Origin of the sequence: Cryobacterium sp. TMT2-18-2 (assembly GCF_004402245.1) — a bacterium.
In the GTDB taxonomy this organism is placed as follows: domain Bacteria; phylum Actinomycetota; class Actinomycetes; order Actinomycetales; family Microbacteriaceae; genus Cryobacterium; species Cryobacterium sandaracinum.
Map to the genome: position 1 here is coordinate 44528 of NZ_SOFU01000021.1, position 26515 is coordinate 71042.

At 69.1% G+C, this 26515-nt stretch carries 25 protein-coding genes; all 25 read left to right on the forward strand.

Annotated elements, in window-relative coordinates:
• Positions 1-305 precede the first annotated feature (305 nt).
• Positions 306-872: a bifunctional pyr operon transcriptional regulator/uracil phosphoribosyltransferase PyrR gene (gene pyrR, locus E3O22_RS06765; RefSeq protein ID WP_134396123.1), complete on the forward strand. Its 567-nt coding sequence runs from the start codon at positions 306-308 to the stop codon at positions 870-872.
• The gene (locus tag E3O22_RS06770; RefSeq protein WP_134396122.1) at positions 869-1819 is read left to right on the forward strand and encodes an aspartate carbamoyltransferase catalytic subunit; all 951 of its coding nucleotides are present in this window, start codon (positions 869-871) and stop codon (positions 1817-1819) included. Before pyrR ends, E3O22_RS06770 begins: the two co-directional genes overlap by 4 nt.
• Complete coding sequence (locus E3O22_RS06775) at positions 1820-3169, forward strand: dihydroorotase (RefSeq protein WP_134396121.1); 1350 nt, start codon at positions 1820-1822, stop codon at positions 3167-3169.
• Positions 3162-3695 carry a hypothetical protein gene (locus E3O22_RS06780; protein ID WP_134396120.1) on the forward strand — a complete coding sequence of 178 codons (534 nt, stop codon included), beginning with the start codon at positions 3162-3164 and terminating at the stop codon, positions 3693-3695. Before E3O22_RS06775 ends, E3O22_RS06780 begins: the two co-directional genes overlap by 8 nt.
• Positions 3679-4872 carry a glutamine-hydrolyzing carbamoyl-phosphate synthase small subunit gene (carA, locus tag E3O22_RS06785; RefSeq protein WP_174720092.1) on the forward strand — a complete coding sequence of 398 codons (1194 nt, stop codon included), beginning with the start codon at positions 3679-3681 and terminating at the stop codon, positions 4870-4872. Before E3O22_RS06780 ends, carA begins: the two co-directional genes overlap by 17 nt.
• Positions 4872-8159 (forward strand): carbamoyl-phosphate synthase large subunit, encoded by a 3288-nt coding sequence (gene carB, locus E3O22_RS06790; protein ID WP_134396119.1) that lies wholly within the window; start codon positions 4872-4874, stop codon positions 8157-8159. The genes carA and carB overlap by 1 nt, the downstream gene beginning before the upstream one ends.
• Entirely contained in the window at positions 8156-9070 is a 915-nt protein-coding gene (gene pyrF / locus E3O22_RS06795; RefSeq protein WP_174722047.1) for an orotidine-5'-phosphate decarboxylase, read from the forward strand. Before carB ends, pyrF begins: the two co-directional genes overlap by 4 nt.
• Complete coding sequence (gmk, locus tag E3O22_RS06800) at positions 9063-9983, forward strand: guanylate kinase (protein WP_134396118.1); 921 nt, start codon at positions 9063-9065, stop codon at positions 9981-9983. The genes pyrF and gmk overlap by 8 nt, the downstream gene beginning before the upstream one ends.
• Before the next feature lie 61 nt (positions 9984-10044).
• Complete coding sequence (gene rpoZ / locus E3O22_RS06805; RefSeq protein ID WP_134396117.1) at positions 10045-10302, forward strand: DNA-directed RNA polymerase subunit omega; 258 nt, start codon at positions 10045-10047, stop codon at positions 10300-10302.
• A 20-nt stretch (positions 10303-10322) separates the two neighbouring features.
• Positions 10323-11537, forward strand: a complete 1215-nt coding sequence (gene coaBC / locus E3O22_RS06810) for a bifunctional phosphopantothenoylcysteine decarboxylase/phosphopantothenate--cysteine ligase CoaBC (protein WP_134396116.1) — start codon at positions 10323-10325, stop codon at positions 11535-11537.
• A 112-nt stretch (positions 11538-11649) separates the two neighbouring features.
• Positions 11650-12843, forward strand: a complete 1194-nt coding sequence (gene metK / locus E3O22_RS06815) for a methionine adenosyltransferase (RefSeq protein ID WP_134396115.1) — start codon at positions 11650-11652, stop codon at positions 12841-12843.
• A 19-nt stretch (positions 12844-12862) separates the two neighbouring features.
• Positions 12863-14953 carry a primosomal protein N' gene (locus E3O22_RS06820; protein WP_134396114.1) on the forward strand — a complete coding sequence of 697 codons (2091 nt, stop codon included), beginning with the start codon at positions 12863-12865 and terminating at the stop codon, positions 14951-14953.
• Positions 14954-15871 (forward strand): methionyl-tRNA formyltransferase, encoded by a 918-nt coding sequence (gene fmt, locus E3O22_RS06825; protein WP_134396113.1) that lies wholly within the window; start codon positions 14954-14956, stop codon positions 15869-15871.
• On the forward strand, positions 15868-17316 hold the full coding sequence (locus tag E3O22_RS06830) for an RsmB/NOP family class I SAM-dependent RNA methyltransferase (protein WP_134396112.1): 1449 nt from the start codon (positions 15868-15870) through the stop codon (positions 17314-17316). The genes fmt and E3O22_RS06830 overlap by 4 nt, the downstream gene beginning before the upstream one ends.
• Before the next feature lie 671 nt (positions 17317-17987).
• The gene (gene rpe / locus E3O22_RS06835; RefSeq protein ID WP_134342455.1) at positions 17988-18656 is read left to right on the forward strand and encodes a ribulose-phosphate 3-epimerase; all 669 of its coding nucleotides are present in this window, start codon (positions 17988-17990) and stop codon (positions 18654-18656) included.
• A gap of 12 nt (positions 18657-18668) precedes the next feature.
• Complete coding sequence (locus tag E3O22_RS06840) at positions 18669-18932, forward strand: phosphoribosyl-ATP diphosphatase (RefSeq protein WP_134396111.1); 264 nt, start codon at positions 18669-18671, stop codon at positions 18930-18932.
• Positions 18933-19010: 78 nt separating this feature from the next.
• Positions 19011-19850: an ATP phosphoribosyltransferase gene (gene hisG, locus E3O22_RS06845; protein WP_134396110.1), complete on the forward strand. Its 840-nt coding sequence runs from the start codon at positions 19011-19013 to the stop codon at positions 19848-19850.
• Between the two features lie 51 nt (positions 19851-19901).
• Positions 19902-20663, forward strand: a complete 762-nt coding sequence (gene hisF, locus E3O22_RS06850) for an imidazole glycerol phosphate synthase subunit HisF (protein WP_134396109.1) — start codon at positions 19902-19904, stop codon at positions 20661-20663.
• Between the two features lie 38 nt (positions 20664-20701).
• Entirely contained in the window at positions 20702-21121 is a 420-nt protein-coding gene (gene hisI / locus E3O22_RS06855; RefSeq protein WP_134396108.1) for a phosphoribosyl-AMP cyclohydrolase, read from the forward strand.
• 2 nt (positions 21122-21123) lie between these two features.
• A complete protein-coding gene (locus tag E3O22_RS06860) occupies positions 21124-22665 on the forward strand; it encodes an anthranilate synthase component I (RefSeq protein ID WP_134396107.1) in 1542 nt (513 codons plus the stop codon).
• A complete protein-coding gene (locus E3O22_RS06865) occupies positions 22666-23313 on the forward strand; it encodes a Trp biosynthesis-associated membrane protein (RefSeq protein WP_134396106.1) in 648 nt (215 codons plus the stop codon).
• A 100-nt stretch (positions 23314-23413) separates the two neighbouring features.
• A complete protein-coding gene (locus tag E3O22_RS06870) occupies positions 23414-23638 on the forward strand; it encodes a DUF6704 family protein (protein ID WP_134396105.1) in 225 nt (74 codons plus the stop codon).
• A gap of 4 nt (positions 23639-23642) precedes the next feature.
• Complete coding sequence (gene trpC / locus E3O22_RS06875) at positions 23643-24413, forward strand: indole-3-glycerol phosphate synthase TrpC (protein WP_134396104.1); 771 nt, start codon at positions 23643-23645, stop codon at positions 24411-24413.
• A complete protein-coding gene (gene trpB, locus E3O22_RS06880) occupies positions 24414-25631 on the forward strand; it encodes a tryptophan synthase subunit beta (protein WP_134396103.1) in 1218 nt (405 codons plus the stop codon).
• The gene (gene trpA, locus E3O22_RS06885) at positions 25628-26464 is read left to right on the forward strand and encodes a tryptophan synthase subunit alpha (protein ID WP_134396102.1); all 837 of its coding nucleotides are present in this window, start codon (positions 25628-25630) and stop codon (positions 26462-26464) included. The genes trpB and trpA overlap by 4 nt, the downstream gene beginning before the upstream one ends.
• Positions 26465-26515: the final 51 nt, after the last annotated feature.

A 26515-nucleotide genomic window follows, 5' to 3' on the forward strand; every position in this document is an offset into this window, starting at 1 on the left:
CCCTGCAGCTGCAGGTAACATCGAGGTCCGTGAATGCCCACCGCCGGCTGCTGACGGCCGCGGCGCTCAGCTCGGACGCGGACGGGGCCGGGCCCGGGCACCTCTCGATGTTCTTTCGCTGCCCTGGGGTGACCTGGCGCCGTCCTCCCTCACCTGGGGCCGGCAACCGATCCATGACGGCAGCCACATCGGCGCCCCTGGGGGTGGTGAGGCCCAGCACAGGGGAGCCCGCGTCGGGTGCTAGGGTGAAACCCGGAAATGACATCCTTTAACAGCCGTCCGGTGAGGCGGGGAAGGAGGTCGGGTTGATGGCACGCACCGTGCTGAACCAGGCTGATATCGCTCGAGCGTTGACTCGGATCTCCCACGAGATCCTGGAGTCCAATCGAGGTGCCGAGAACCTCGTGATCCTCGGCATCCCCACTCGCGGGGTCGTTCTGGCCCGGCGCATCGCCGAGACCATCGCGCGTATCGAGCCCACAGCGACGGATGTCCGGGTCGGCTCCCTCGACGTCACCATGTACCGCGACGACCTCGGCCACACCCGCACTCGCACGCCGTCCCGCACCCTGGTTCCCGGCAGCGTCGACGGCGTCACGGTGGTGCTCGTCGACGACGTGCTCTACTCGGGCCGCACCATCCGCGCCGCCCTCGACGCCCTCGGCGACCACGGGCGGCCGACCGTCGTGCGCCTGGCCGTGCTCGTGGACCGCGGCCACCGCGAACTGCCGATCCGGGCCGACTTCGTGGGCAAGAACCTGCCCAGCTCCACCGCGGAACGCATCAACCTGCACCTGCTCGAGGTCGACGGCGACGAGTTCGTCAGCATCGACGGCGGACCGCTCGAAGGCGACGCGGGGGTGGCGTCATGAGGCACCTCCTCTCGACCAAGGGCATGAGCCAGGGCGAGGCGATCCTGCTGCTCGACATCGCCGAGGACATGGCTGATGTCGCCAACCGCGAGGTGAAGAAGCTGCCCACCCTGCGCGGCAAGACCGTGGTCAACCTGTTCTTCGAGGATTCGACGCGTACCCGGATCTCCTTCGAGGCCGCCGCGAAACGGCTGAGCGCGGACGTGATCAACTTCAGCGCCAAGGGCTCGAGCGTGTCGAAGGGCGAAAGCCTCAAGGACACCGCCCAAACCCTCGCCGCGATGGGTGCCGACGGGGTCGTCATCCGCCACCCCGCCTCCGGGGCACCCCATGTGCTGGCCGAAAGCGGCTGGATCGACGCCGGCATCATCAACGCGGGCGACGGCACCCATGAGCATCCGACCCAGGCGCTGCTGGACGCGTTCACCATCCGGCGCCGGCTGCACCGGGGCGCCGCGCGCGGTCGGGGCCTGGACGGCGTCACGGTCACCATCGTCGGTGACATCCTGCATTCCCGGGTGGCCCGCTCGAACCTGTGGCTGCTCACCACGCTCGGCGCGCATGTGAGCCTGATCGCGCCGCCCACCCTGTTGCCGATGGATATGAGCGGGTGGCCGGCGGAGTCGGGCTTCGACCTGGATGCGGCCATCGACGCCGGGCCCGACGTGGTGATGATGCTGCGCATCCAGCAGGAACGCATGGACGCCGCCTTCTTCCCGAACAGCCGCGAGTACTCGCGCCACTGGGGGCTGGACGATGAGCGCTTCGGCCGTCTGCCCCCGACTACCATTGTGATGCACCCCGGCCCCATGAATCGCGGCCTGGAAATATCTTCAGCGGCGGCCGATTCGGCCGGCTCGACCGTGCGCGAACAGGTCGCAAACGGGGTTTCAGTGCGGATGGCGGCACTGTACCTGCTGTTGTCCGGCGATCGGGAGGATTCATAGATGTCCAGCGACAGCGCGGCCAGCACGCCGTACCTGATTCGAGGCGCGACCCTCGCGGACGGCACCCGCACCGACTTTATCCTCGCCGACGGCATGATTCGCGAGATCGGTTCCGGGCTTTCTGGTGCCGGCGCAACCGTCGTCGACGCGGCCGGACTGATCGCTCTGCCCGGCCTGGTCGACCTGCACACGCACCTGCGCGAGCCGGGCTTCGAACAGAGTGAAACCATTCTGACCGGCAGTCAGGCCGCGGCCGTGGGCGGCTTCACCAGCGTGTTTGCGATGGCCAACACCTCGCCCGTGCAGGACACCGCCGGCGTCGTCGACCAGGTTCTCGCCCTCGGTGAGCGCGCCGGCTATGTCACCGTGCAGCCGATCGGCGCCGTCACCGTCGGGCTTGCGGGGGAGCGCCTGGCCGAACTGGGCGCCATGGCCACCAGTCGAGCCCAAGTGCGGGTCTTCTCCGACGACGGCTTCTGCGTCTCCGACCCGCTGTTGATGCGCCGGGCCCTCGAGTATGTGAAGGCGTTCGACGGCGTCGTCGCCCAGCATTCCCAGGAACCACGCCTGACCGAGAAGGCGCAGATGAACGAGGGGGCACTCTCCAGCGAACTCGGGATGGTCGGCTGGCCCGCGGTCGCCGAGGAGTCGATCATCGCACGCGATGTGCTGCTCGCCGAGCACGTCGGGTCGCGTCTGCACGTGTGCCACGTGTCGACGGCCGGCTCGGTCGACGTCATCCGCTGGGCCAAGGCCCGCGGCATCCAGGTGACCGCCGAGGCCACCCCGCATCACCTGCTGCTCACCGAGGACCTGGTCGTCGGCTACGACGCGCGGTTCAAGGTCAACCCGCCGCTGCGCCGCCGCGAAGACGTCGAAGCACTGCGCGCCGGCCTCGCCGACGGCACCATCGACATCGTTGCCACCGACCACGCCCCGCACCCGGTCGAGGCGAAGGACTGCGAGTGGGACGCCGCGGCGAACGGCATGGTCGGCCTCGAATCCGCCCTCTCCGTGGTGCACGCGGCCGTCGTCAACACCGGGCTGCTCGACTGGAAGGACATCGCTCGCGTGCTCTCCAGCAGCCCCGCCCGGATCGGCCGGCTCGCCGGCCAGGGCCAGGGTCTTCTGGTCGGGGCTCCCGCCGAGCTCACCCTCTACGATCCCGCCGCGAGCCGCGTCTTCGAGCGCGGCAACCTGGCCGGCAGGAGCGCCAACTCGCCCTACCTGGCGATGACCCTGCCGGGTCGGGTGCTGGCCACATTCCACCGGGGCTACGCCACGGTTCTGGACGGTGCGCTGCGGCCCGCCGAGGAGATCGCGGCACTCGAGGAGCGCACCCATGGCTAGGACCATCGCCACCGTCATCACCGTCGCCGTGCTGCTCGGCCTGCTCGGCCTCATGCTACGCAGTTGGCGGGGCCGTAGCCGCCGCGATGCCGCCCTGCCGGCCGGCTACCCGCTGCCCGTCGACGCGGCACTCGAGCTGGCCTCCGCCGCCGTGTTCTACGTTGCCACGACCCTCCGCGCCCAGCCGCTCGAGCGCCTGAACATCCCTGGCCTGGGTTTCCGGGCCCGGGCCCGCCTGACCGTGACCGACGCGGGCGTGATCCTGGCCCTGGCCGGCGAGGAGGCGGTGTTCATCCCTGCCTCGGCCATCGCCGTGCTGGAAGACGCCACCGTGGCCATCGACCGCGCCGTCGAGACCGACGGCCTGCTGCTGCTCGGCTGGCGGCTGCCCGGCACCGACAGTCAGATCGTCGACAGCTACTTCCGAATCCTTGACCCATCCGACCGCGTCAGCGTGAACGACGCCATCCGAACTATTGCGGCCGACGCCCGGCGCCCGGCCGCGCGCGATGAAAGCGAGGCCTAGCGTGAGCAACGCAACGACCCCCGACCGACCGACTCCTGCTGTGCTCGTACTCGAAGACGGCCGCCGCTACGAAGGCCGTTCTTACGGCAGCGTGGGGCAGACCCTCGGCGAGATCGTCTTCGCCACCGGCATGACCGGATACCAGGAGACCCTCACCGACCCGTCCTACGCCGGGCAGATCGTGCTGATGACGGCGCCGCACATCGGCAACACGGGCGCCAACGACGAGGACATGGAGTCCCGCCGTATTTGGGTCTCCGGCTTCGTTGTGCGCGAGCCTGCCCGCATCGCCTCCAACTTCCGGTCCACCCGCAGCCTCGATGACGACCTGACGGGCGGGGGAGTGGTCGGGATCAGTGGTGTCGACACGCGTGCGATCACCCGCCACATCCGCTCGTCCGGGGCCATGAAGAGCGGGATCTTCTCCGGCGACCGTTTCGGCCTCTCCGATGGCGAGCAGCTCGAGCTGGTGCGTGCCGGGGCCGGCATGCGCGGCCGCAACCTGTCCGATGAGGTATCCACGGTCGAACCGTTCTCGGTGCCCGCCCAGGGCGAGCGCATCGGCTCGGTCGCCGTGCTCGACCTCGGGGTCAAGACCTCCACTCTGGGCCACCTCGCCGCGCGCGGCTTCGAGGTGCTGGTGCTGCCCCAGTCGGTCACCGCCGAGCACGTGCTGTCCCTCACCCCGTCGGCCCTGTTCTTTTCCAACGGCCCCGGCGACCCGGCAGCCTCCGACCTGCACGTGAACCTCCTCCAGGAGATGCTGCGAGCCGGTGTGCCCTACTTCGGGATCTGCTTCGGCAACCAGCTGCTCGGCCGCGCCCTCGGCTTCCGAACCTACAAGCTGCCCTTCGGGCACCGGGGAATCAACCAGCCCGTGCTCGATAAGACCACCGGCCGGGTAGAGATCACCTCGCAGAACCACGGGTTCGCCGTGGACATGCCCATCGAGGGAGTGCATGAGTCCCGCACCGGTTTCGGCCGGGTGGAGGTGAGCCACTACAGCCTCAACGACCAGGTGGTCGAGGGCATCCGCTGCCTCGATATCCCCGCTTTCTCGGTGCAGTACCACCCGGAGTCGGCGGCCGGCCCACACGACGCCGAGTACCTTTTCGATCGGTTCAGGGATGTGGTGGTCGCGCATCGTGCGGCCACCGGAGCAGGAGACGCCAAGTAATGCCCAAGCGCGACGACATTAACAGCGTTCTCGTCATCGGATCGGGTCCGATCGTGATCGGCCAGGCCTGCGAGTTCGACTATTCCGGAACTCAGGCCTGCCGGGTGCTGCGGGCCGAGGGGGTCAGGGTCATCCTGGTCAACTCCAACCCGGCCACGATCATGACCGACCCCGACTTCGCCGACGCCACCTACATCGAGCCGATCACCCCGGAGATCCTCGAGACGATCATCGCCAAGGAACGCCCCGACGCGATTCTGCCGACCCTCGGCGGGCAGACCGCGCTGAACGCCGCCATCCAGCTTCACGAGCGCGGCATCCTGGCCAAGTATGATGTCGAACTCATCGGCGCCTCCTTCGACGCCATCCAGAAGGGTGAGGACCGCCAGATCTTCAAGCAGCTGGTGCTGGATGCAGGCGCCGGCGTCGCCCGGTCCTACATCGCTCACACGGTCGAGGAGGCAGTCGGCTTCGCAGGCGACCTCGGCTACCCGCTCGTCGTTCGCCCCTCCTTCACCATGGGCGGCCTCGGCTCCGGCTTCGCCTACACCGAGTCGGAACTGCGCCGCATCGTCGGTGACGGGCTGCACCAGAGCCCCACCAGCGAGGTCCTGCTGGAGGAATCCATCCTTGGCTGGAAGGAATTCGAGCTCGAGATGATGCGCGACACGGCCGACAACACGGTCGTCGTCTGCTCGATCGAGAACGTCGACCCGGTCGGCGTACACACCGGCGACTCGATCACCGTCGCCCCGGCGCTGACTTTGACCGACCGCGAGTACCAGAAGCTGCGCGACATCAGCATCGACATCATCCGCGCCGTGGGGGTGGATACCGGCGGCTGCAACATCCAGTTCGCGATCAACCCGGCCGACGGTCGCATCATCGTGATCGAGATGAACCCGCGCGTGTCCCGCTCCTCCGCCCTGGCGAGCAAGGCGACGGGCTTTCCGATCGCCAAAATCGCCGCGAAACTCGCGCTCGGCTACCGGCTCGACGAGATCCCGAACGACATCACCGGTGTCACCCCGGCCAGCTTCGAACCCACCCTGGACTACGTCGTGGTCAAGGTGCCCCGGTTCGCGTTCGAGAAGTTCCCCGCCGCCGACCAGCGTCTGACCACCACCATGAAGTCCGTGGGGGAGGCGATGGCCATCGGCCGCAGTTACGCCTCCGCGCTGCAGAAGGCGCTCCGCTCGCTCGAGAAGCGCGGTTCGTCGTTCCACTGGGGAGCCGAGACTCGCACGGTCGACGAGTTGCTCACGGTCGCCGAAGTACCCACCGACGGCCGGATCGTCACCGTTCAGCAGGCGCTCCGCAAGGGTGCCACCACCGAGCAGGTTTTCAACGCCACCAAGATCGATCCGTGGTTCATCGACCAGATCGTGTTGATCAACGAGATCGCGGACGAGATCGCCGCCGCCGAGCGCCTCGACACGGACATCCTCCGCACCGCCAAAGACCACGGCTTCTCCGACGCCCAGATCGGCGAGCTGCGCGGCTTCGGCGAAGCGGATGTGCGCACGGTGCGCCACATCCTCGGCGTGCGCCCCGTCTTCAAGACCGTCGACACCTGCGCGGGGGAGTTCCCCGCACTCACGCCGTACCACTACTCCAGCTACGACCAGGAGACCGAGGTCGTGCCCAGCGACCGCAAGAAGGTCGTCATCATCGGCTCCGGCCCGAACCGCATCGGCCAGGGCGTCGAGTTCGACTACTCCTGCGTGCACGCGTCGTTTGCCCTCTCCGAGGCCGGCTACGAGACCATCATGATCAACTGCAACCCGGAGACGGTCTCGACCGACTACGACACCTCAGACCGGCTCTACTTCGAGCCGCTCACCCTCGAGGACGTGCTCGAGGTCATTCACGCAGAAAGCCAGAGCGGCGAGCTCGTCGGCGTGGTCGTGCAGCTGGGAGGCCAGACCGCGCTCGGCCTCGCCAAGGGCCTCGAGGCCGAGGGCATCCCGATACTCGGCACCACCCCGGAGGCCATCGACCTGGCGGAGGAGCGCGGACTCTTCTCCGGCATCCTCGAGCAGGCCGGCCTGCTCGCCCCCCGCAACGGCGTCGCCACCGACTACGCCGGCGCTGTGGTCGTCGCCGAGGAGATCGGCTATCCCGTGCTCGTGCGCCCGAGCTACGTGCTCGGCGGCCGCGGCATGGAGATCGTCTACGACTCGGCAGCGTTGGCCGACTACTTCAACCGGATGGCCGGACAGGGCATCATCGGCCCGTCGCATCCGCTGCTCGTGGACCGGTTTCTCGACGACGCCATCGAGATCGACGTGGACGCCATCTACGACGGCACCGAGCTCTACATCGGCGGCGTGATGGAGCACATCGAGGAGGCCGGGATCCACTCCGGCGACTCGAGCTGCACCCTGCCGCCGGTCACCCTCGGCCGTGCGGAGATCGACCGAGTGCGCGAGGCGACGCTGGGCATCGCCCGCGGCATCGGCGTGCGCGGCCTGCTCAACGTGCAGTTCGCGATCGGCGCCGGCGTGCTCTACGTGCTCGAAGCGAACCCGCGCGCCTCGCGTACGGTGCCGTTCGTGGCCAAGGCCCTCGGCATCACCCTGGCCAAGGCCGCAGCGCTGATCATGGTCGGCAAGACCATCGCCGAACTCAAGGCCGAGGGCAAGCTGCCTCTGATCGACGGCTCGCGGGTGCCGATGGATGCCCCGGTCGCCGTGAAGGAAGCCGTGCTGCCGTTCAACCGGTTCCGCACGCCCGAGGGTCTCGTCGTGGACTCCGTGCTCGGCCCGGAGATGCGCTCGACCGGTGAGGTCATGGGCATCGACCGCGACTTCCCGCGGGCCTTCGCCAAGAGCCAGCTCGCCGCCTACGGCGGAATCCCGCTCACCGGCACCGTATTCGTGTCGGTCTCCGACCGGGACAAGCGCGCGATCATCCTGCCCATGCTGCGCTTGCAGCAGCTCGGCTACTCGATCACCGCCACGGAGGGTACCGCCGAAGTTCTGCAACGCAACGGCATCCGCGCCGCCATCGTCACCAAGTTCAGTGAGAAGACCGACGAGGCGGACGTGTCGATCGTGGAACTGATCCGCCGCGAAGAGGTGCAGATCGTCATCAACACCCCCGGCGGTCGCACCGCCCGAGCCGACGGCTACGAGATCCGCGCGGCCGCGGTCGCCGCGGACCTGCCGCTGTTCACAACCATCGCCGAGTTGAGCGCCGCAGTGGCCTCGATCGACGCGATTCGCGGCGGCTTCGAGGTGACCTCGCTGCAGGAATACGCCCTCACCCGGACGGCGGCACTGTGAGCCGCGCGCACGAACAGGACGGGTCGACCGCAGCGGTCGGCCCGGCCGCACCGGCCGCCTTCGGCGAGCGGTTGGGTAATGTCTTCTCGGTCCGGGGACAAGTCTGCGTCGGCATCGACCCGCACGCCTGGCTCCTGACCGACTGGGGTCTGCCGGACACGGCCGCCGGGGCGGAGTCTTTCGGCCGCCAGGTCGTGGCCGCCGCCGCTGGCCAGGTCGGCCTGGTGAAGCCCCAGGTGGCCTTCTACGAGCGTTTCGGCTCCGCCGGGTACCTTGCCCTGGAACGGGTGCTGGCGGATGCCCGCGCCGCCGGGCTGCTCACGATCGCGGACGTCAAGCGCGGCGACCTCGGCACCAGCGTGGAGGCGTACGGCCAGGCTTGGCTGAGCGAGGAGTCCCCCCTGGAGGTCGACGCCATCACCGTGAACGCGTATATGGGCGTCGGGTCGCTGGAACCGGTGTTCAGCCTTGCCGCCCAGACCGGCAAGGGGATCTTCGTGCTGGCCGCCACCTCGAACCCCGAGGCGGCGGCGCTCCAGCGGGCCGTGATCGCCGAGGGGAATCAGATCGGCCAAAGTGTCGCCCAATCCGTCTTCGGCGCCGTGACCGAGCGGAATGCCCGGTCCGGGGCTTCCTCCCTCGGCTCGGTCGGGGTGGTGCTCGGCGCCACACTGGACCTGGCCACGTTCGGACTGGACCTCTCCGTGGCGCCCGCCCGGGGGCTCACCCCCATCCTCGCTCCTGGCTTCGGTCACCAGGGCGCGCAGGTCGTTGATCTGAAGAACTTGTACGGGGGGTACGCGGAAGGCGTTATCGTGAGTGAATCGCGCAGCGTTCTAGCGGTCGGCCCCGACCGAATCAAACAAGCGATTGCGCGCCGAGTAGTTGAAGCAGGAGCTGCCCGTGGCTGAGAATCGCCCCACCCCACCCGACGTCGATCGGGTTGCCGCCTCGCGCGCCGCCGTGGCGGCTCGCCGTGCACGCGCCGCAGTTAAAGGCCAGATTGCGCACGGAAAACGTAGCGCGCTAGACGTGTTGTTCGCCGCGACCGAGAGCCCGGACGGCATCGAAGGGCGCCTGCGGGTGACCGAGTTCCTGATCAGCATTCCGGCGATCGGCGTCACCAAGATGCACCGCATCATGGAGAGGCTCGAGATCTCGCCGTCGAAGCGATTGGGAGGGCTGGGCAAGCACCAACGCGATCGGTTGCGAGATTTTCTCACCACCCGCACCGCCGCGAAGCGCGACGATTCCTCCGCGAAGCTTGTCGTGCTGGCCGGTCCCACCGCGGTCGGCAAGGGAACCGTCGCGGCGCACATCCGTCAGCATTACCCGGGCGTGCACCTGTCGGTGTCGGCCACGACCCGGGCACCTCGCCCAGGCGAGACCGAGGGCGTGAGCTACTTCTTCGTCGACGACGCCGAATTCGACCGGATGGTCGCGGCCGGCGACCTGCTCGAGTGGGCGACCGTGCACAACGCGCACCGCTACGGCACCCCGCGAGGTCCGGTCACGGAGGCGTTGAACGAGGGCCACAGCGTGCTCCTCGAGATCGACATCCAAGGAGCCCGGGCCGTTCGCCGGGCCATGCCGGAGTCCAGACTGGTCTTCCTGCTTCCGCCGAGCTGGGACGAACTGGTGCGCCGGCTGATCGGCCGGGACACCGAGGCGCCCGCCGAACAGGCCCGCCGGCTCGAGACGGCCAAACTCGAATTGGCCGCCCAGGGGGAGTTCGATTACCGGGTCGTGAACCACGACGTGGGCGAAGCGGCGCGCGAGGTCATAGACTTGATGAATCTGCGTACGGCACCGTTGCTGCCGTAGCGCCCGTTTTCCGTGATTCTGCGCGTCCCGCAGCACAAACCGCTCTGAAGGAGTGACACCAATGGCTACCAAGCTCACTGGCATCATTGACCCGCCCATCGACGACCTGCTCACCAAGGTCGACTCCAAGTACGCCCTCGTGGTCTTCGCCTCCAAGCGCGCGCGTCAGATCAACGACTACTATGCGGACCTGCACGAAGGCAGCCTGTTCGACAATGTCGGCCCGCTCGTCGACTCGACCGTCGACGACAAGCCGCTGTCCGTCGCCCTCCGCGAGATCAACGAAGACAAGCTCACCTCCCGCCCCATCGCCGAGTAACGCACCCACAAGCGCGCAGGATGTCGTCAGGTCGCACGATTGTCGTCGGGATAACCGGCGGCATCGCTGCCTACAAGGCCGTGAACGTCGTGCGCGCTTTCGTGTTGCGGGGGGACTGCGTGCACGTCGTGGCGACGCCGGCGGCGCTGCGATTCGTCGGCCGGCCCACCCTGGAGGCCATCTCCCGCAACCCCGTGCACACGGACCTCTATGAGGGCGTCGCCGAGGTGCGGCACGTGGCCATCGGCCAATCCGCCGATCTGATCGTCGTGGCCCCGGCCACCGCGAACACCATCGCGAAGCTCGCCGCCGGCCTCGCCGACGACCTGCTCGGCAACACCATCCTGGCCAGCACCGCCCCGCTCGTGATCGCCCCGGCGATGCACACGGAGATGTGGAACAACGCGGCCACGGTCGCCAATGTGGCCACCCTCCGCACCCGCGGCGTCATCGTCGTCGGGCCGGGGGTCGGCCAGCTCACCGGCGCCGACACCGGAGCCGGCCGGATGGAAGAGCCCGACACCATCGTCGCCGCGGCCCTCGCCGCCCTTACCGCGGCCAACCGCACCGAGGGGCCAGGCGCCGACCTGGTCGGAAAGCACGTCGTGATCACCGCTGGCGGCACTCGCGAGCCCCTCGACCCCGTGCGCTTCCTCGGCAACCGTTCCAGCGGCAAGCAGGGGGTCGCCCTGGCGCAGGCCGCCCTGGCTCGGGGTGCGTCCGTGACCCTGATCGCCGCGAACCTCGAGGTTGCAGCACCAACCGCGGTGGAACTCCGGCTCGTGGGCACCGCGCTCGAGCTCGAGGCGGCCGTCACGGATGCCGCCGCCGGGGCCGACGCCGTGATCATGGCGGCCGCGGTCGCCGACTACCGGCCGCTGCAGGTGAGCGCCGGCAAGATCAAGAAAGACGAGACCGGCGACACCCTGCTGCTCGAACTGACCCGCAACCCCGACATCCTCGCCGGGCTCGCCCGGACCAAGCGGACGGGCCAGGTCCTGATCGGGTTCGCCGCCGAGACGGAGCCGGATCCGGTTCGCCTGCGAGAACTCGGCCGCGAGAAAATGGCGCGCAAGGGCTGCGACTTCCTGGTGGTCAACCGCGTGGGCTGGGCGGAGGGTTTCGCCTCGGACCGTAACGCGATCACGGTGCTCGATCACGACGGAGATATAGTGTGTGAGGTCTCCGGCACCAAATTGTCGGTGGCCGGGCGCATCCTTGACCTGATCGCCTGAGATTTCCCGGGCCTCCGGTCACCGGGGTTGCCGATGCCGTCGCCCGGTCTCAGCGGGGTTTTTTTTCACGTTCATTTCTTCTACACGTTGTTCTGCAACAGAGACGGGCCAGATGCGCGATCTACGCCTTTTCACTTCGGAGTCGGTAACCGAAGGTCACCCCGACAAGATCTGCGACCAGATCTCCGACAGTATTCTGGACGCGCTCCTGACGGAAGACCCGCACAGCCGGGTCGCCGTCGAGACCCTCGTCACCACCGGTCTCGTGCACGTAGCCGGCGAGGTCACCACCGAGGCCTACGTCGAGATCCCCTCAATCGTGCGCAAGTGCATCACCGATATCGGCTACGACTCTTCGGACGTCTGGTTCGACGGCCGTTCCTGCGGTGTGGAGATCTCCATCGGCGGCCAGTCGCCCGACATCGCGCAGGGCGTGGACAACGCCTTCGAGCGTCGGGAAGAGTCCAGCGTCGAGGACTTCGACCGCCAGGGCGCCGGCGACCAGGGCATCATGTTCGGATACGCCACCCGGGAGACTCCCCAGCTGATGCCGATCCCGATCTGGATCGCACACCGCCTCGCCGAACGCCTCGCCGAGGTGCGCAAGTCAGGCGAACTCGACTATCTCCGTCCCGACGGCAAGACCCAGGTCACCATCGGCTACGACGGCATCACGCCGCGCTCGGTCGAGACCGTCGTGCTGTCGACCCAGCACTCGCCGAAGGTGTCCAACGAGCAGCTGCGCGCGGAGGTCGAGGAACTCGTCATCCGACCGGTGCTCGCCCGCGTGGAACTGGACTCGTCCGAACTGAACACGCTGATCAACCCGACCGGGCGGTTCGAGATCGGCGGCCCTCAGGGCGACGCCGGCCTCACCGGGCGAAAGATCATCATCGACACCTACGGCGGTTCCAGCCGGCACGGCGGGGGCGCGTTCAGCGGCAAGGACCCGTCGAAGGTCGACCGCTCCGCAGCGTACGCGATGCGCTGGGTGGCCAAGAACGCCGTGGCGGCCGGGCTGGCCGACCGGCTCGAGATTCAGGTGGCCTACGCCATCGGCAAGGCCTCGCCCGTCGGGCTCTACGTGGAGACCTTCGGCACCGGGGTGATGGCCGACCGGGACATCACCGCGGCGATCCGCGCGGTCTTCGACCTGCGCCCGGCCGCGATCATCCATTCCCTCGACCTGCTGCGCCCGATCTACGCGCAGACCGCCACCTACGGCCACTTCGGCCGCGAGCTTCCCGACTTCACCTGGGAGCGCCTCGACCGGGTCGACGAGCTGAGAAGCGCTGCCGGACTGTGACCGGGCAGGCGCGGCGCCGATGACCCGCTCCGGCCTCGTGGCCCGGGTGCTCATCGACTCGCCGCTGCCGCAGCTCGACCACCTGTTCGATTACAGCATTCCCGACGAGCTCGCCGGCACCGCCCGACCCGGCGTGCGCGTGCGGGTGCCGCTGCGCTCGGCCGGTCGCGTCGCCGACGGATACCTGATCGAGGTGCTGGGTGCGGCCGAGGGGCGCGGTGCGGTCGGACCGGCCGCAGGCCCGGAGGTGCTGCCGGGTCTGGAGGCCGGCACCGACTTCCGGGGCGCGCTCAGCCCGATCGAGAGCGTGGTCTCCGCCGCCCAGGTGCTCACCCCCGAGGTCTGGGAGCTCGCCCGTCGGGTCGCAGACCGGGCCTCCGGGAACGCGAGCGACATCATCCGTCTGGCTGTGCCCCCGCGCCAGGTGCGGGTGGAGAAGGCCTGGCTGGCGGCGCGAACAGCGGATCCGTCCGCCCCGGCCGACGGGACGGCGGGTGCTGCTACCGTGGCCGAGCCTGGCACTGTGGCCGACCCCGCCACCCCCGCCGGGCCGGCCTGTGCCGACTACCCGGCCGGTACCCTCGACACGGCCGTCGCCACAGGGGCGCGCCTCTGCGTGGCCGCGGTGCCCGAGCTGCAACGGCTGCCGGACGGGCAGACCATCGGGAAATGGGCGCTCACCCTGGCCGAGCTCGCGGTGGCCGGCCTGGCCGCCGGGCGAAGCGCCATCCTCGTCGTGCCGGACTACCGCGACCAGGACCAGCTTCAGGCCGCCCTCGACCTGCTGGCCCCGGCCGGCTCGGTCAGCCGGGTCGATGCACGCCAGCCCAACCCGGAACGCTATCGGGCCTTCCTGGCCGCCCTCGCCCCGGAACCCCGGATCGTGCTCGGCAATCGGTCGGCCGTCTACGCGCCGGCCCACGACCTCGGTCTGATCGCGCTCTTCGACGACGGCGACCCGCTGCACGGCGAACCGCTCAGCCCCTACGCGCACTCCCGCGACGCCGCGCTCGTGCGCCAGGGCCAGTCCGGCTGTGCCCTCGTCTTCCTCGGCCACACCCGCACCGTCGAGGTGCAGCGCCTGGTCGAGCTGGGCTGGCTCACTGCCGTGCACCCCGCGCAGAACCGGCATCCGCGGATCATTCCCACCGACTTCCAATCCGAGCCCGACCAGCAGGCCCGCGCCGCGCGCATCCCGACGGCCGCGTGGCGGGCCGCCAAGGAGGCGCTGGCCCACGGCCCCGTGCTGGTGCAGGTGGCCAGCCCCGGCTACGCCCCGATGCTCGCCTGCCAGAGTTGCAAGAAGGCCGCCCGCTGCACCACCTGCCAGGGGCCGCTCGGTTTGGCCTCCAAGGACTCCACCCCGTCGTGTCGCTGGTGCGGGGCGCTGGCCGCCAACTGGAACTGCACGCACTGCGAAGGGCGCGCCCTGCGGGTCGTCACCCTGGGAACCGGGCGAACCGCCGAAGAACTCGGCCGGGCGTTCCCCGGCGCGCGCATTATCGTCGCCGACGGCGACCATCCGCTGCAGCACCTCGGCGACGCCCCGGCCCTGGTGATCGCCACCCGCGGCGCGGAACCCATCCCGACGGGTGGGTACCGGGCCATCCTGCTGCTCGACGGCGAACGGATGCTCGCCCGGGAATCCCTGCGGGTCGGGGAGGACTGCCTGCGCTGGTGGTCCAACGCCGCGGCACTGGCGGCCCCGGGGGCCGCTGTGGTACTGGTCGGCGTGGGCGGGCTCGTCGCCCGGGCGCTGAACTCCTGGCAGCCCGAGATGCTCGCCGCGTCGGAACTGGCCGATCGCCGCCAACTGCGATTCCCGCCCGCGGTGCGGGCGGCATCCGTCACCGGCTCCGACGCCGACGTCGCCGTGGCCCTGGCAGAGCTGGCCGGGATGGACGGCGTGGATGTACTCGGCCCGGTCACCACGGAGGACCCCCTGGTGCGTGCGATCGTACGGCTGCCCTATGCCAGCGGTGACGACGTGGCCCGTGCGCTCAAGGCCGCGATCGTAAGGAATGCCGCCCGCCGCCGGCGCCCGAAGGGGGCGGCCTTCCGCCCCGCGCCTACACTCAAAGTACGATTCGACGACCCGGAGCTGCTCTAAATGAAACTCGTCTTCGCCGGCACGCCGCAGGCGGCCGTGCCCAGCCTGGTCGCCCTGGCTCAGTCCCACCACGACCTCGCGGCCGTGATCACCCGGGCGGATGCCCCGTTCGGCCGCAAACGCGTGCTCACCCCCTCGCCGCTCGCGCGAGCCGCCGTCGAGAACGGGCTGCACGTGATCAAGGCCAATCGCCTCGACGAGGCCGCGACCGTGGAGATCGCCGCACTGCGACCCGACCTCGGCGTCATCGTCGCCTACGGCGGGCTCGTGCGCGAACCGCTGCTGTCGGTGCCCCGGCTCGGTTGGATCAACCTGCACTTCTCCCTGCTCCCGCGCTGGCGCGGCGCCGCTCCCGTGCAGCACGCACTTATGGCCGGCGATGAGCAGACTGGCGCCGCCGTGTTCCAGCTGGTTCCGGAACTCGACGCGGGCGCCGTGTTCGCGCAACTGACGCGGGCGATCGTCGAGGACGACACCGCGGGCAGCGTGTTGCGGGCGCTCAGCGACAGCGGCGCGCGCCTGCTGCTTCAGGTGATCGACGCCCTTGAAGCCGGCGGCGCGCAGGCGAACCCGCAGTCCGGTCCGGTCACCCTGGCCCCCAAACTGACTCTCGCCGATGCCCGTATCGACTGGTCCGAACCGGCCGTCTCGGTGCGCAACCGGGTGCGCGGGGTCACCCCGGAGCCGGGCGCGTTCACGGTGCTCGGCGACGCCCGCCTCAAACTCCAGGGCGTTGCCCTGACCCAGGGAGCCGAGCCGCAACCGGCCGGCCTGATCCGTGAGATCGACAAGAAAGTGCTGATTGGGACGGGGACCGAGCCGCTCGAGCTGGTCACCGTGCAACCGGCCGGAAAGACGCAGATGAAGGCAATCGACTGGTGGCGCGGAGTGAATTGGACGGAGGTGGTCGCCTCATGAGCGACGATCGTCGCCAGGGGCGAAAGAACGACGTCCGTGCTCAGGGCGGACACGGCCTGGAGCGCCCGCAGACCGACTTCGTGCAGCCGGCCCGGCGGGTGGCCTACGAGGTCATCGCCGCCGTGCGGGAATCAGACGCCTACGCGAACCTGCTGCTGCCCAGCCGCATCAAACGGGCGGCGCTCAGCACCGCGGATGCCGCATTGGCCACCGAGCTGACCTACGGCACCCTGCGCATGCAGGGCTTCTATGACCGGGTGATCGCCGACGCGGCCGGTCGGCCCGTCACCGCGATCGACCCGGCCATCCTGGACGTGCTGCGTCTCGGTGCGCACCAGTTGCTCGCCACCCGGGTGGCCACCCACGCCGCCGTGAACGAGTCCGTCGAACTCGCCCGTCAGGTGGGCTCCCGCGCCGCCACCGGCTTCACCAACGGTGTGCTGCGCACCATCTCCCGCTCCAGCGCCGACGAGTGGCGCGAACGCGTGCTCACCGAAGCCACCAGTGATGATGACCGCCTTGCCGCGGAGCACTCACACCCGGTCTGGGTGGTGCGGGCGTTCCGGCAGTCGCTGCGCCTTGAGGGCCGTGAGGCCGAGCTCGAGGAGCTGCTGTCGGCCGACAATGCCGCGCCCAAGGTGAACATGGTCATTCTGCCCGGACTCAGCAACACCGAAGACACCGACGGTCTCGGCGTTGCCAACGACTTCTCGCCCATCGGTTTTGTGCTGGCCGGCGGCGACCCCGTGCACCTGATGCAGGACAGCGGCGGACGCCTCCGCGTGCAGGACGAGGGATCTCAGCTGGCGGCCCTCACGCTCAGTCGCGCCCGCCCGGTCGCGCCGGGGGAGCGTTGGCTCGACCTGTGCGCGGGCCCCGGCGGCAAGGCCTCCCTGCTTGCCGCCGAGGCGCTGGCCGGCGGGGCCAGCCTCGTCGCCAACGAGCTCGTCCCGGCCCGGGCCACCCTCGTGCGTAAGGCGCTGGCCGCCGTGCCCGGCGAGGTGCCCGTCTGGGAGGAGGACGGCACCCGGTTCGGAGACGAACATCCGAAGGAATTCGACCGGATCCTGCTGGATGCTCCCTGCACCGGGCTCGGCGCGCTACGTCGGCGCCCGGAGGCCCGTTGGCGCAAGCAGCCCAAGGACGTCGCCGAACTCTCCGACCTGCAGTCCGGGCTGATCCACGCGGCCCTCGGCGCGCTCAAGCCGGGTGGGGTGCTGGCCTACGTCACCTGCTCACCGCACATCGCGGAGACTCGCGGGATCGTGGCCACCGCGCTCAAGAAATGGGAGGGCCATGTGCGCACTCTCGACACGGCATCCGTGCTGCAGGGGCTGAGCAGCTCCGAGCTCGACCTGCCCGGCGACGGGGGCAGTGTGCAACTGTGGCCGCATCGGCACGGCACCGACGCTATGTTCATCACCCTGCTCGAGCGCACGGAGTAGTCCGCGACCCGGGCCCGTGCTTTCGTGTCCCTGCGCATTCGGGCCCCTGCCTTCGGGCCCGCGTATTCGGGCCCCTGCCTCGACCCGATCTGACGGAGATTCTGGCTCCCCTGGTTTTTCCGGGGGCATGGCCCGGCCGAGCCCGCGCGTCGCGTGGCCAACTCAGGACATCCGTCGGCCGGGCTGCCCAGCCGCCGCGAATCAGTGCGGAACCGGGATAGATATCCGACCCGGCCGGCGGGATCTCCTGAGTTGACCACGACACTCGCGAATGCGCAGCGTGACTTGTGCGGGCGGGGCGGCGTCGCGTGGCCGCGCCCGCGCGTCGCGTGGCCAACTCAGGACATCCGTCGGCCGGGCTGCCCAGCCGCCGCGCACCAGTCCGGGACCACTGCGGATGCCGCTGCAGCCGGCCGGATCTCCTGAGTAAGCCACAACGCGCACCCGATCCGCGGCAGGGCTTGCGAGCTCCAGGCACCCAAGTCCCTTTCCGTCGCAGCCCGAATGAAGTCGACGGAAAGTCTGGTTGAAAACAACTTTTGTGAAAGGTTCTGGACCCATTTCGGCGAAATCTCCGTCGCCTTCGTTCGGGACGGCATCGCTCCAGGGCCGTGGACTCGACCGGCATGGGACTTTCGAGCCGCCGGGGCTCGCCGCAGTAGGGTGAAGGCATGGTCACACGGATTAACCCCAGCATCCTCGCCGCCGACTTCGCCAATCTCGAACGGGACCTGGGGCGCATCCGCACCGCCGACCTGGTGCACGTCGACATCATGGACAACCATTTCGTACCGAATCTGACGTTCGGACCGCCCGTCGTCGACCGCCTCGCCCAGGTCTCCCCGTTGCCCTTCGACCTGCACCTGATGATCGAGAATCCGGAGCGTTGGGCGCTCGGCTACGCCGAAGCCGGCGCGTTCTCGGTCACCTTCCACGCGGAGGCCACGACCAACCCGGTCGGCCTGGCCCGCAAGCTGCGCTCGATCGGCGCCCGGGCCGGCATCGCGCTCAAGCCCGGCACGGCCATCGAGCCCTACCTCGAGCTACTGCCCGAATTCGACCAGGTGCTCGTGATGACCGTCGAACCCGGCTTCGGGGGGCAGAGCTTCATGCCCTCCACCATGCGCAAGCTTCGCACCCTGTCGGAGGCCGTGAAGAAGTCCGGCCTGGACGTCTGGCTGCAGGTCGACGGCGGCATCACCGAGGACACCATCGTCATCGCCGCCGAGGCCGGGGCGAACACGTTCGTCGCCGGCTCCAGCGTGTTCAACGCTGCGGACCCGGCGAAGCAGATCGCCCTGTTGCGCGCCGCAGCGACCGAACACCAGCATGCGCACTAGTACCCTAGTCAGGTGAAGACTTTTGACAACCTGTTCGCTGAACTGAGCGACAAGGCACGGACCCGCCCCGACGGCTCGGGAACCGTGCGCGAACTCGACGCCGGCGTACATGCCATCGGCAAGAAGATCGTCGAAGAGGCCGCCGAGGTCTGGATGGCCGCCGAGTTCCAGAGCGACGACGAAACCGCCGCCGAGATGAGCCAGCTGCTGTACCACGTGCAGGTGATGATGCTGGCGAAGGGGCTGACCCCCGCCGATCTGTATCGCCATCTGTGACGCGCCATCAGAGAGACTCCACCCGGTTGACCCCGTGAGACCTGTTCGCCAGAACGTGAAGACGCAGAGAGTGCCCAAATGCTGAGAATTGCCGTGCCCAATAAGGGCTCCTTGTCCGAAACCGCCGCGCAGATGCTGTTCGAGGCCGGCTACACGGGCCGCCGCGACCCGCGCGACCTCGTCGTGGCCGACCCCCGCAACGACGTGGAGTTCTTCTACTTGCGTCCCCGCGACATCGCCACCTATGTGGGCTCCGGAGCCCTCGACGTGGGAATCACCGGGCGCGACCTGCTGCTCGACTCGGGCTCCACCGCCCAGGAGATCGCCAGCCTCGACTTCGGCGACTCCACCTTCCGCTTCGCCGGCCCCGCAGGCCGCTTCACCGACCTGGCCGACCTATCCGGCCTTCGCGTCGCCACCAGCTACCCCGGACTGGTCGAGGCCTTCCTCGCCGAGCACGACGTCAGCGTGACTCTGGTCACCCTCGACGGCGCGGTCGAGTCCGCCGTCCAGCTCGGCGTTGCGGATGCCGTCGCCGACGTCGTCTCCACCGGCTCCACTCTGCGCAAGGCCGGCCTCGAGATCTTCGGCCCGGTCATCCTGCAGTCAACAGCCGTGCTGATCAGCTCCGAAAACGACAAGCCCGGCATCGCGACCCTCCTGCGCCGCTTGCAGGGCGTGCTCGTGGCCCGCCAGTACGTGCTGATGGACTACGACATCCCGCAGACGCTCCTCGACGACGCCTGCCTGCTGGCGCCCGGCATCGAGTCGCCCACCGTATCGTCCCTGCACGACCCGGAATGGGTTGCCGTGCGTGTGATGATCCCGCGCCTGAACACGAACCACGTCATGGACGCCCTCTACGAGCTCGGGGCGCGCGCCATCCTGATCAGCTCCATTCACAACGCCCGCTTGTAACGGGCTGACCGGCGGTACCCAGATGCGGCGACACACAATGGAGGCACAATCGTGAGTCTTTCGGTGCGGGTCATACCCTGTCTCGACGTGGCCGACGGCCGCGTGGTCAAGGGAGTGAACTTCCAGAATCTGCGAGACGCGGGCGATCCGGTCGAACTCGCCCGCCGGTACTACGAGCAGGGAGCCGACGAACTCACCTTCCTCGATGTGACCGCCACGGTGGACAACCGTGCCACCACCTATGACGTCGTGCGCGCCACCGCAGAGCAGGTCTTCATCCCGCTTACGGTGGGCGGCGGCATCCGCACGGTCGAGGACGTGTCCCGGCTGCAGGCCAGTGGTGCCGACAAGGTCGGAGTCAACAGCGCCGCCATCACGCGGCCCGCCCTGATCGGCGAGATCGCCGACCGGTTCGGCTCCCAGGTTCTCGTGCTTTCTCTTGACGTGAAGCGCAGCGGGCGCACCGAGTCCGGCTTCGTCGTCACTACCCACGGTGGCCGCACCGAAACCGACCTGGACGCTCTCGCCTGGGCGCAGACGGCCATCGGGCTGGGGGTCGGCGAGCTGCTCGTCAACTCCATCGACGCCGACGGAACGAAGGCGGGCTTCGACGTCGAACTCATCACGCTGATGCGCGCCCTGAGCACCGTTCCGGTGATCGCCTCCGGCGGCGCCGGCCGGGTCGAGGATTTTCCCCCGGCCATCGCCGCGGGGGCGGATGCCGTGCTTGCGGCATCCGTGTTCCACAGCGGCCAGCTGACCGTCGGCGACGTCAAGGCGGAGCTCAGGCGCGCCGGAATGCCCGTGCGCTGATGATGCTGTGCCTTACCCGACCCGAAACGGCTCCGTAAATGACCGATGTGCTCTCCACCCTCGACGACGCCCTGGCCAGGGCCGTCTTCAACTCCGACGGCCTGTTACCGGCGGTGATCCAGCAGTGGGACACCGGTGAGGTGCTCATGCTCGGCTGGATGAACCGGGAAGCGCTGCGCCGCACGCTCACCGAGGGGCGCGTGACGTTTTGGTCGCGCAGTCGCCAGGAATTCTGGCGCAAGGGCGACACCTCCGGCCACGGCCAGTATGTGAAGTCCGCCGCGCTCGACTGTGACGCGGACACCCTCCTGGTGCAGGCGGACCAGATCGGAGCAGCCTGCCACACCGGCTCCCGCACCTGCTTCGACGGGCGCGGCATCGAGGTCGTGACCGGCGCCCGCCCCGCGGCACCCGACGTGGCAGCAGACCGGGCAACCACCCAAAAACCGAGGGACTGACCATGGCACCGAACAGCTCCGGCACAGCCCCGTCGACCACCGCCGGGCAGTTCGCGCGTCAGATCGACGACCACCGGGTGTTCCCCGTGGTGCGCGAACTCTTCGCCGACGGCGAAACCCCGGTGGGCATCTACCGCAAGCTTGCTGCCGGCCAGCCCGGTAGCTTCCTGCTCGAGTCCGCCGAGCAGGGCGGCATTTGGTCGCGGTTCTCGTTCGTGGGCGTGTCCTCGTTCGGCGTGTTGACCCAGCAGGGCGACGAGACCCGCTGGCTCGACTACGGCCTCTCGGCCGAGCGCGCCCTCGGCGACGCCGCCGGCCTAGGCCCGCTGGCGGCTCTCGCGGCCCTCCACGAACGCTGGGAAACCCCGCGCATGCCCGGCCACCCACCCCTGACCGGCGGCCTCGTCGGATTCATCGGCTGGGAGGCGATCCGCCAGATCGAGCGCCTGCCGAATCGCCCGCCGGCGGACTACGACGTGCCGGGCCAGGCCTTCAGCTTCGTGGCCGACCTCGTCGTGATTGACCACAAATACGGCACCGTGCAGCTCATCGCCAACGTTCTCAACGACGGCCACGACGAACCGGGCGCCCTCTGGGAGGCCGCCCAGGACCGGCTCGACGCCCTGCAGGCTCGCCTGGCCGAGCCGTCCGAGACCTGGCTCGCCGAGGTCGACCTCGCCACGCCCGCCTCCCCGGCGAACCGCACCCGGCGTGAGGACTTCCTCGCCGCGGTCGACATCGCCAAGGAGCACATCGTCGACGGCGACGTGTTCCAGGTGGTCGTCTCCCAGCGGTTCGACCAGGAGTGCACGGCGGACCCCATCGACGTCTACCGGGTGCTGCGCAGCCTCAACCCGTCGCCCTACATGTACCTGCTGAGCCTGGAATCGCCGGAGAAGGAGACCTACTGGATCGTGGGCTCCTCCCCGGAGGCCTTGGTGAAGGTGCAGAACGACCGCGTGTTCACGCATCCGATCGCGGGCTCGAAGCCGCGCGGCACGACCCCGGAGGCCGACGCCGACTTCGAAGCCGAGCTCGCGGGCGACGCCAAGGAACGCGCCGAGCATCTGATGCTCGTGGACCTGGCCCGCAACGACCTGCTCAAGGTGTGTGCACCAGGCTCGGTCGAGGTGACCGAGTTCATGCGCATCGAGCGGTTCAGCCACATCATGCACCTCGTCTCGTCGGTGGAGGGGAACCTGCTGCCGGGCCGGTCCGCTATCGACGTCTTCCGCGCCACGTTCCCGGCCGGCACTCTCTCCGGGGCCCCGAAACCGCGCGCCCTCGAGATCATCGACGCGCTCGAGCCCGCGCAGCGCGGCGTGTACGGGGGAGTGGTCGGCTACTTCGGGTTCGCCGGGGACGCGGACCTGGCCATCGCCATCCGGACCGCCACGATTATGAATGGCGTCGCCCGCGTGCAGGCAGGCGGCGGCCTCGTCGCGGACTCCGACCCGGCGTCGGAATACCTGGAGTCACAGAACAAGGCCGCGGCGCCCCTCCGCGCGGTCGCGGTCGCGAACGCCATGAAACGGGTGCGCTAGGTGGCATCCGCACGGCGCCTCAAGCTCGGGCACATCCTCGTGGTGCTGGCGGCCAGCGGTCTGGCCCTGCTGGCCTGGACCCAAGTCTGGGTGAACGTCATCGTGGGGCAGTCCGGCTCGGCCGTGCACAGTCTCGAGGTGGCCGGCTCCACGGCCGCCCCCGGGGTGACAGCCCTCGCCCTCGCCGGACTGGCCCTCGCCGGTGCCCTGAGCATCGCCGGTCCCGTCATCCGGGTGGTCCTCGGCCTGCTGGAGGTTCTGCTCGGCTTCTCCGTATGCCTCTCGGCTTTTTTGGCCGTCACCGATCCGGCGGCAGCCAGTGCCGGCGCGGTCACCGATGCCACCGGGATCTCTGGCGCAGGCTCGGTCGTCGACGCCGTCGCCTCGGCGGCCGTGACGCCATGGCCGTTCATCGCGCTGTTCGCCGGCGTGGTCATGGGCGGCGCCGGGGTCGGGGTGCTCGTCACCTCCAGGCGTTGGCCCGGACCGACGTCCCGCTACCAGGCCGTGCGATTCGAAGCGGCCGAGTCGGCCGAGGCGACGGATGCCGACGGTCCCGACGCCGCGGACGTTTCCGCACCCGAACGTGACGCCGTCGACGACTGGGACGGGCTGAGCCGCGGCGAAGACCCCACCACCCCGCACTGAATCGAGACCAGATTCCCGGTTGCACCTGGTGCGCTGGGGAGGCCGGGGAACCGTGGGGCCGCTAGACTTGGCTAGCCCGTCAACGCACAAAAGGAGAACCATGAGCTTCGAATCGGTAGACCCAGGTGAAGGCCATTCGATCGCGGCCTGGACCGCCGTCACCATCATGCTTCTCGCCGTCGCGATCGGCACCGTCGCCTTCTTTCTGGTGATCCCATGGCTCGTCTGGGCATCCGTCGGCCTGCTGGTGGTTGGCCTGCTGGTCGGCTGGATCCTCGCCAAAATCGGCTACGGCGTAGCCGATACGGCTCACCTGGACCACTAGTCGAGTGCTGTCTGATCTTCTAGCCGGGGCCGTCGCCGACGCTGAACTTCGTCGGGCCGCCCGTCCGTTCTCCATCGTCGAGGCAACCGCTCTCGATCAAACTCCGGCGATCGATGCCCTGGCGGTGCTCGCACCCGCGGATCAGGTCAAGATCATCGCGGAGGTCAAGCGCGCCAGCCCGTCTCGGGGCACCCTGGCCGAGATCTCGGACCCTGCCGCCCTCGCCGTCTCCTACGAGTTCGGCGGCGCCAGCGCGATCAGCGTGCTCACCGAAGGCCGCAAGTTCCTCGGCTCCCTGTCAGACCTCGAGCAGGTTCGATCCGCCGTGCGCATCCCGGTGCTGCGTAAAGACTTCATCGGTCTGCCGTACCAGGTCTTCGAGGCCAGGGCGGCAGGTGCCGACATGGTTCTGCTCATCGTCGCCGCACTTGACCAGACCACCCTGGTCTCCCTGCACGACCTCGTGCGCCAGCTCGGCATGACCGCGCTGGTCGAGACCCACAGCGCCGAGGAGGTCGACCGTGCCCTGGCCATCGGCGCAAGCCTCGTCGGGGTGAACGCCCGCGACCTGTCCACGTTTCAACTCGATCAGGACCTGTTCGGCCGGCTCGCGGACCGGATCCCCTCGGGTGTCGTCCGCGTCGCCGAGTCGGCGGTCAAGACCGCCGCCGACGTGGCGCACTACCGCGCCGCCGGCGCCGACATCGTGCTCGTCGGCGAGGCCCTCGTCACAAGCGATCCCATCCGAACCCTCTCCGAATTCCTGGCGGTTTAAATGTCAACGTCCCTCAGAACAGAAGCAGGCCCGTACTTCGGCGACTTCGGCGGGAGGTTCGTGCCGGAGTCCCTCGTGGCTGCCCTCGACGAGCTGACCGACGAGTACGCGCTGGCACGGCAGGACCCGGCCTTCGCGGCCGAGTTGATGGAATTGCACCGGAGTTACACCGGGCGCCCGTCCATCATTACCGAGGTGCCCCGGTTCGCCGCGCACGCCGGCGGTGCCCGCATCATCCTCAAGCGGGAAGACCTCAACCACACCGGCTCGCACAAAATCAACAATGTGCTCGGCCAGGCACTTCTCACCAAGCGCATCGGCAAGTCTCGCGTCATCGCCGAGACGGGCGCCGGGCAGCACGGCGTGGCGGCCGCGACGGCGGCCGCCCTGTTCGGGCTCGACTGCGTCGTCTACATGGGCGAGGTCGACACGGAGCGCCAGGCCCTGAACGTGGCCCGGATGCGACTGCTCGGCGCCGAGGTCGTGCCGGTCAAGACCGGCTCCCGCACCCTGAAAGACGCCATCAACGACGCCATGCGTGACTGGGTCACCAACGTCGAGACCACCAACTACATCTTCGGTACCGTCGCCGGGCCGCATCCGTTTCCGGCCATGGTGCGCGACTTCCAGAAAATAATCGGCGAGGAGGCCCGCCAGCAGGTTCTGGACCTCACCGGCCGCCTCCCCGACGCGGTCACCGCCTGCGTCGGCGGTGGTTCGAACGCCATGGGTATCTTCCACGCGTTCCTCGACGACCCGGAGGTGGCTCTGGTCGGCTACGAGGCCGGCGGTGACGGCGCGGAGACCCTGCGCCATGCGGCGACGATCACCAAGGGGCGCCCCGGCATCCTGCACGGCGCCCGCAGCTTCCTGCTGCAGGACGAAGACGGTCAGACCGTGGAGTCGCACTCCATCTCTGCGGGTCTGGACTACCCGGGGGTGGGCCCGGAACATGCGTGGCTCGCCAGTATCGGCCGGGCCACCTACCTGCCGGTCACCGATGACGAGGCGATGAGCGCCCTCCGGCTGCTCAGTCGCACGGAGGGCATCATCCCCGCCATCGAGTCGGCGCACGCCCTCGCCGGCACCTTGGACCTCGGCAAGAAGCTCGGACGCGACGCCACCATCCTGGTAAACCTCAGCGGACGCGGCGACAAGGACATGGAAACCGCGGGTCGGTACTTCGACCTGCTCGACAAGGGTGCGGAACAGTCATGAGCACGGAAACAGGTACGGGCCCCAGGACCGGAACGACGAGCACGGTCGAGGCGACAATCGCCCGGCGCCGCTCCGAGGGCGGCGGGGCTCTGATCGGCTACCTGCCCGTCGGGTTCCCCACCCTGACCGAGAGCATCGACGCGGCCGTGGCACTCGCGCAGAACGGTGTCGACGTCATCGAGCTGGGCCTGCCGTACACCGATCCCGTCATGGACGGGCCAGTGATCCAGGCGGCCACCCAGCAGGCTCTGGCCAACGGCTTCCGGCTGCGGCACGGGATCGAGGCCGTCGCGGCGATCACCGCCCAGGTGAACGTGCCCGTTCTGGTCATGACCTACTGGAACCCGATCATGCAGTACGGCGTGGACCGGTTCGCCGACGACCTGCTCGCGGCGGGAGGCGCCGGGCTGATCACGCCCGACCTCATCCCCGACGACGCGGCCGCCTGGGTGGGAGCCAGCACGCGAACCGGACTCGACCGTGTCTTCCTCGCCGCCCCGTCGTCGTCCGACGCCCGGCTGCGTCAGGCAGTGGACGCCAGCCGCGGTTTCGTCTACGCGGTCTCCACCATGGGAATCACCGGCGCCCGCGCCGACGTGGACTCCGCCGCGCGGGTGCTCATCGACCGCCTCCGCGCCGTCGGGTCCACCAGCGCGTGCGTCGGGCTCGGCATCTCCACCCCGGAGCAGGTGCGGGAGATCCTCGCCTACGCCGATGGTGCCATCGTCGGTTCCGCCCTGGTCAAGGCACTGTCCGACGGGGGAGTGCCGGCCCTGGCCGCCCTCACCCGTGACCTCGCGGCCGGTGCCCGGGATCTGCGCCCCGCCGTCTGATACCCGCCATCGCAGCACCCAAAAGCTAAGGTAAGTTGTCCGAGGCGGTCA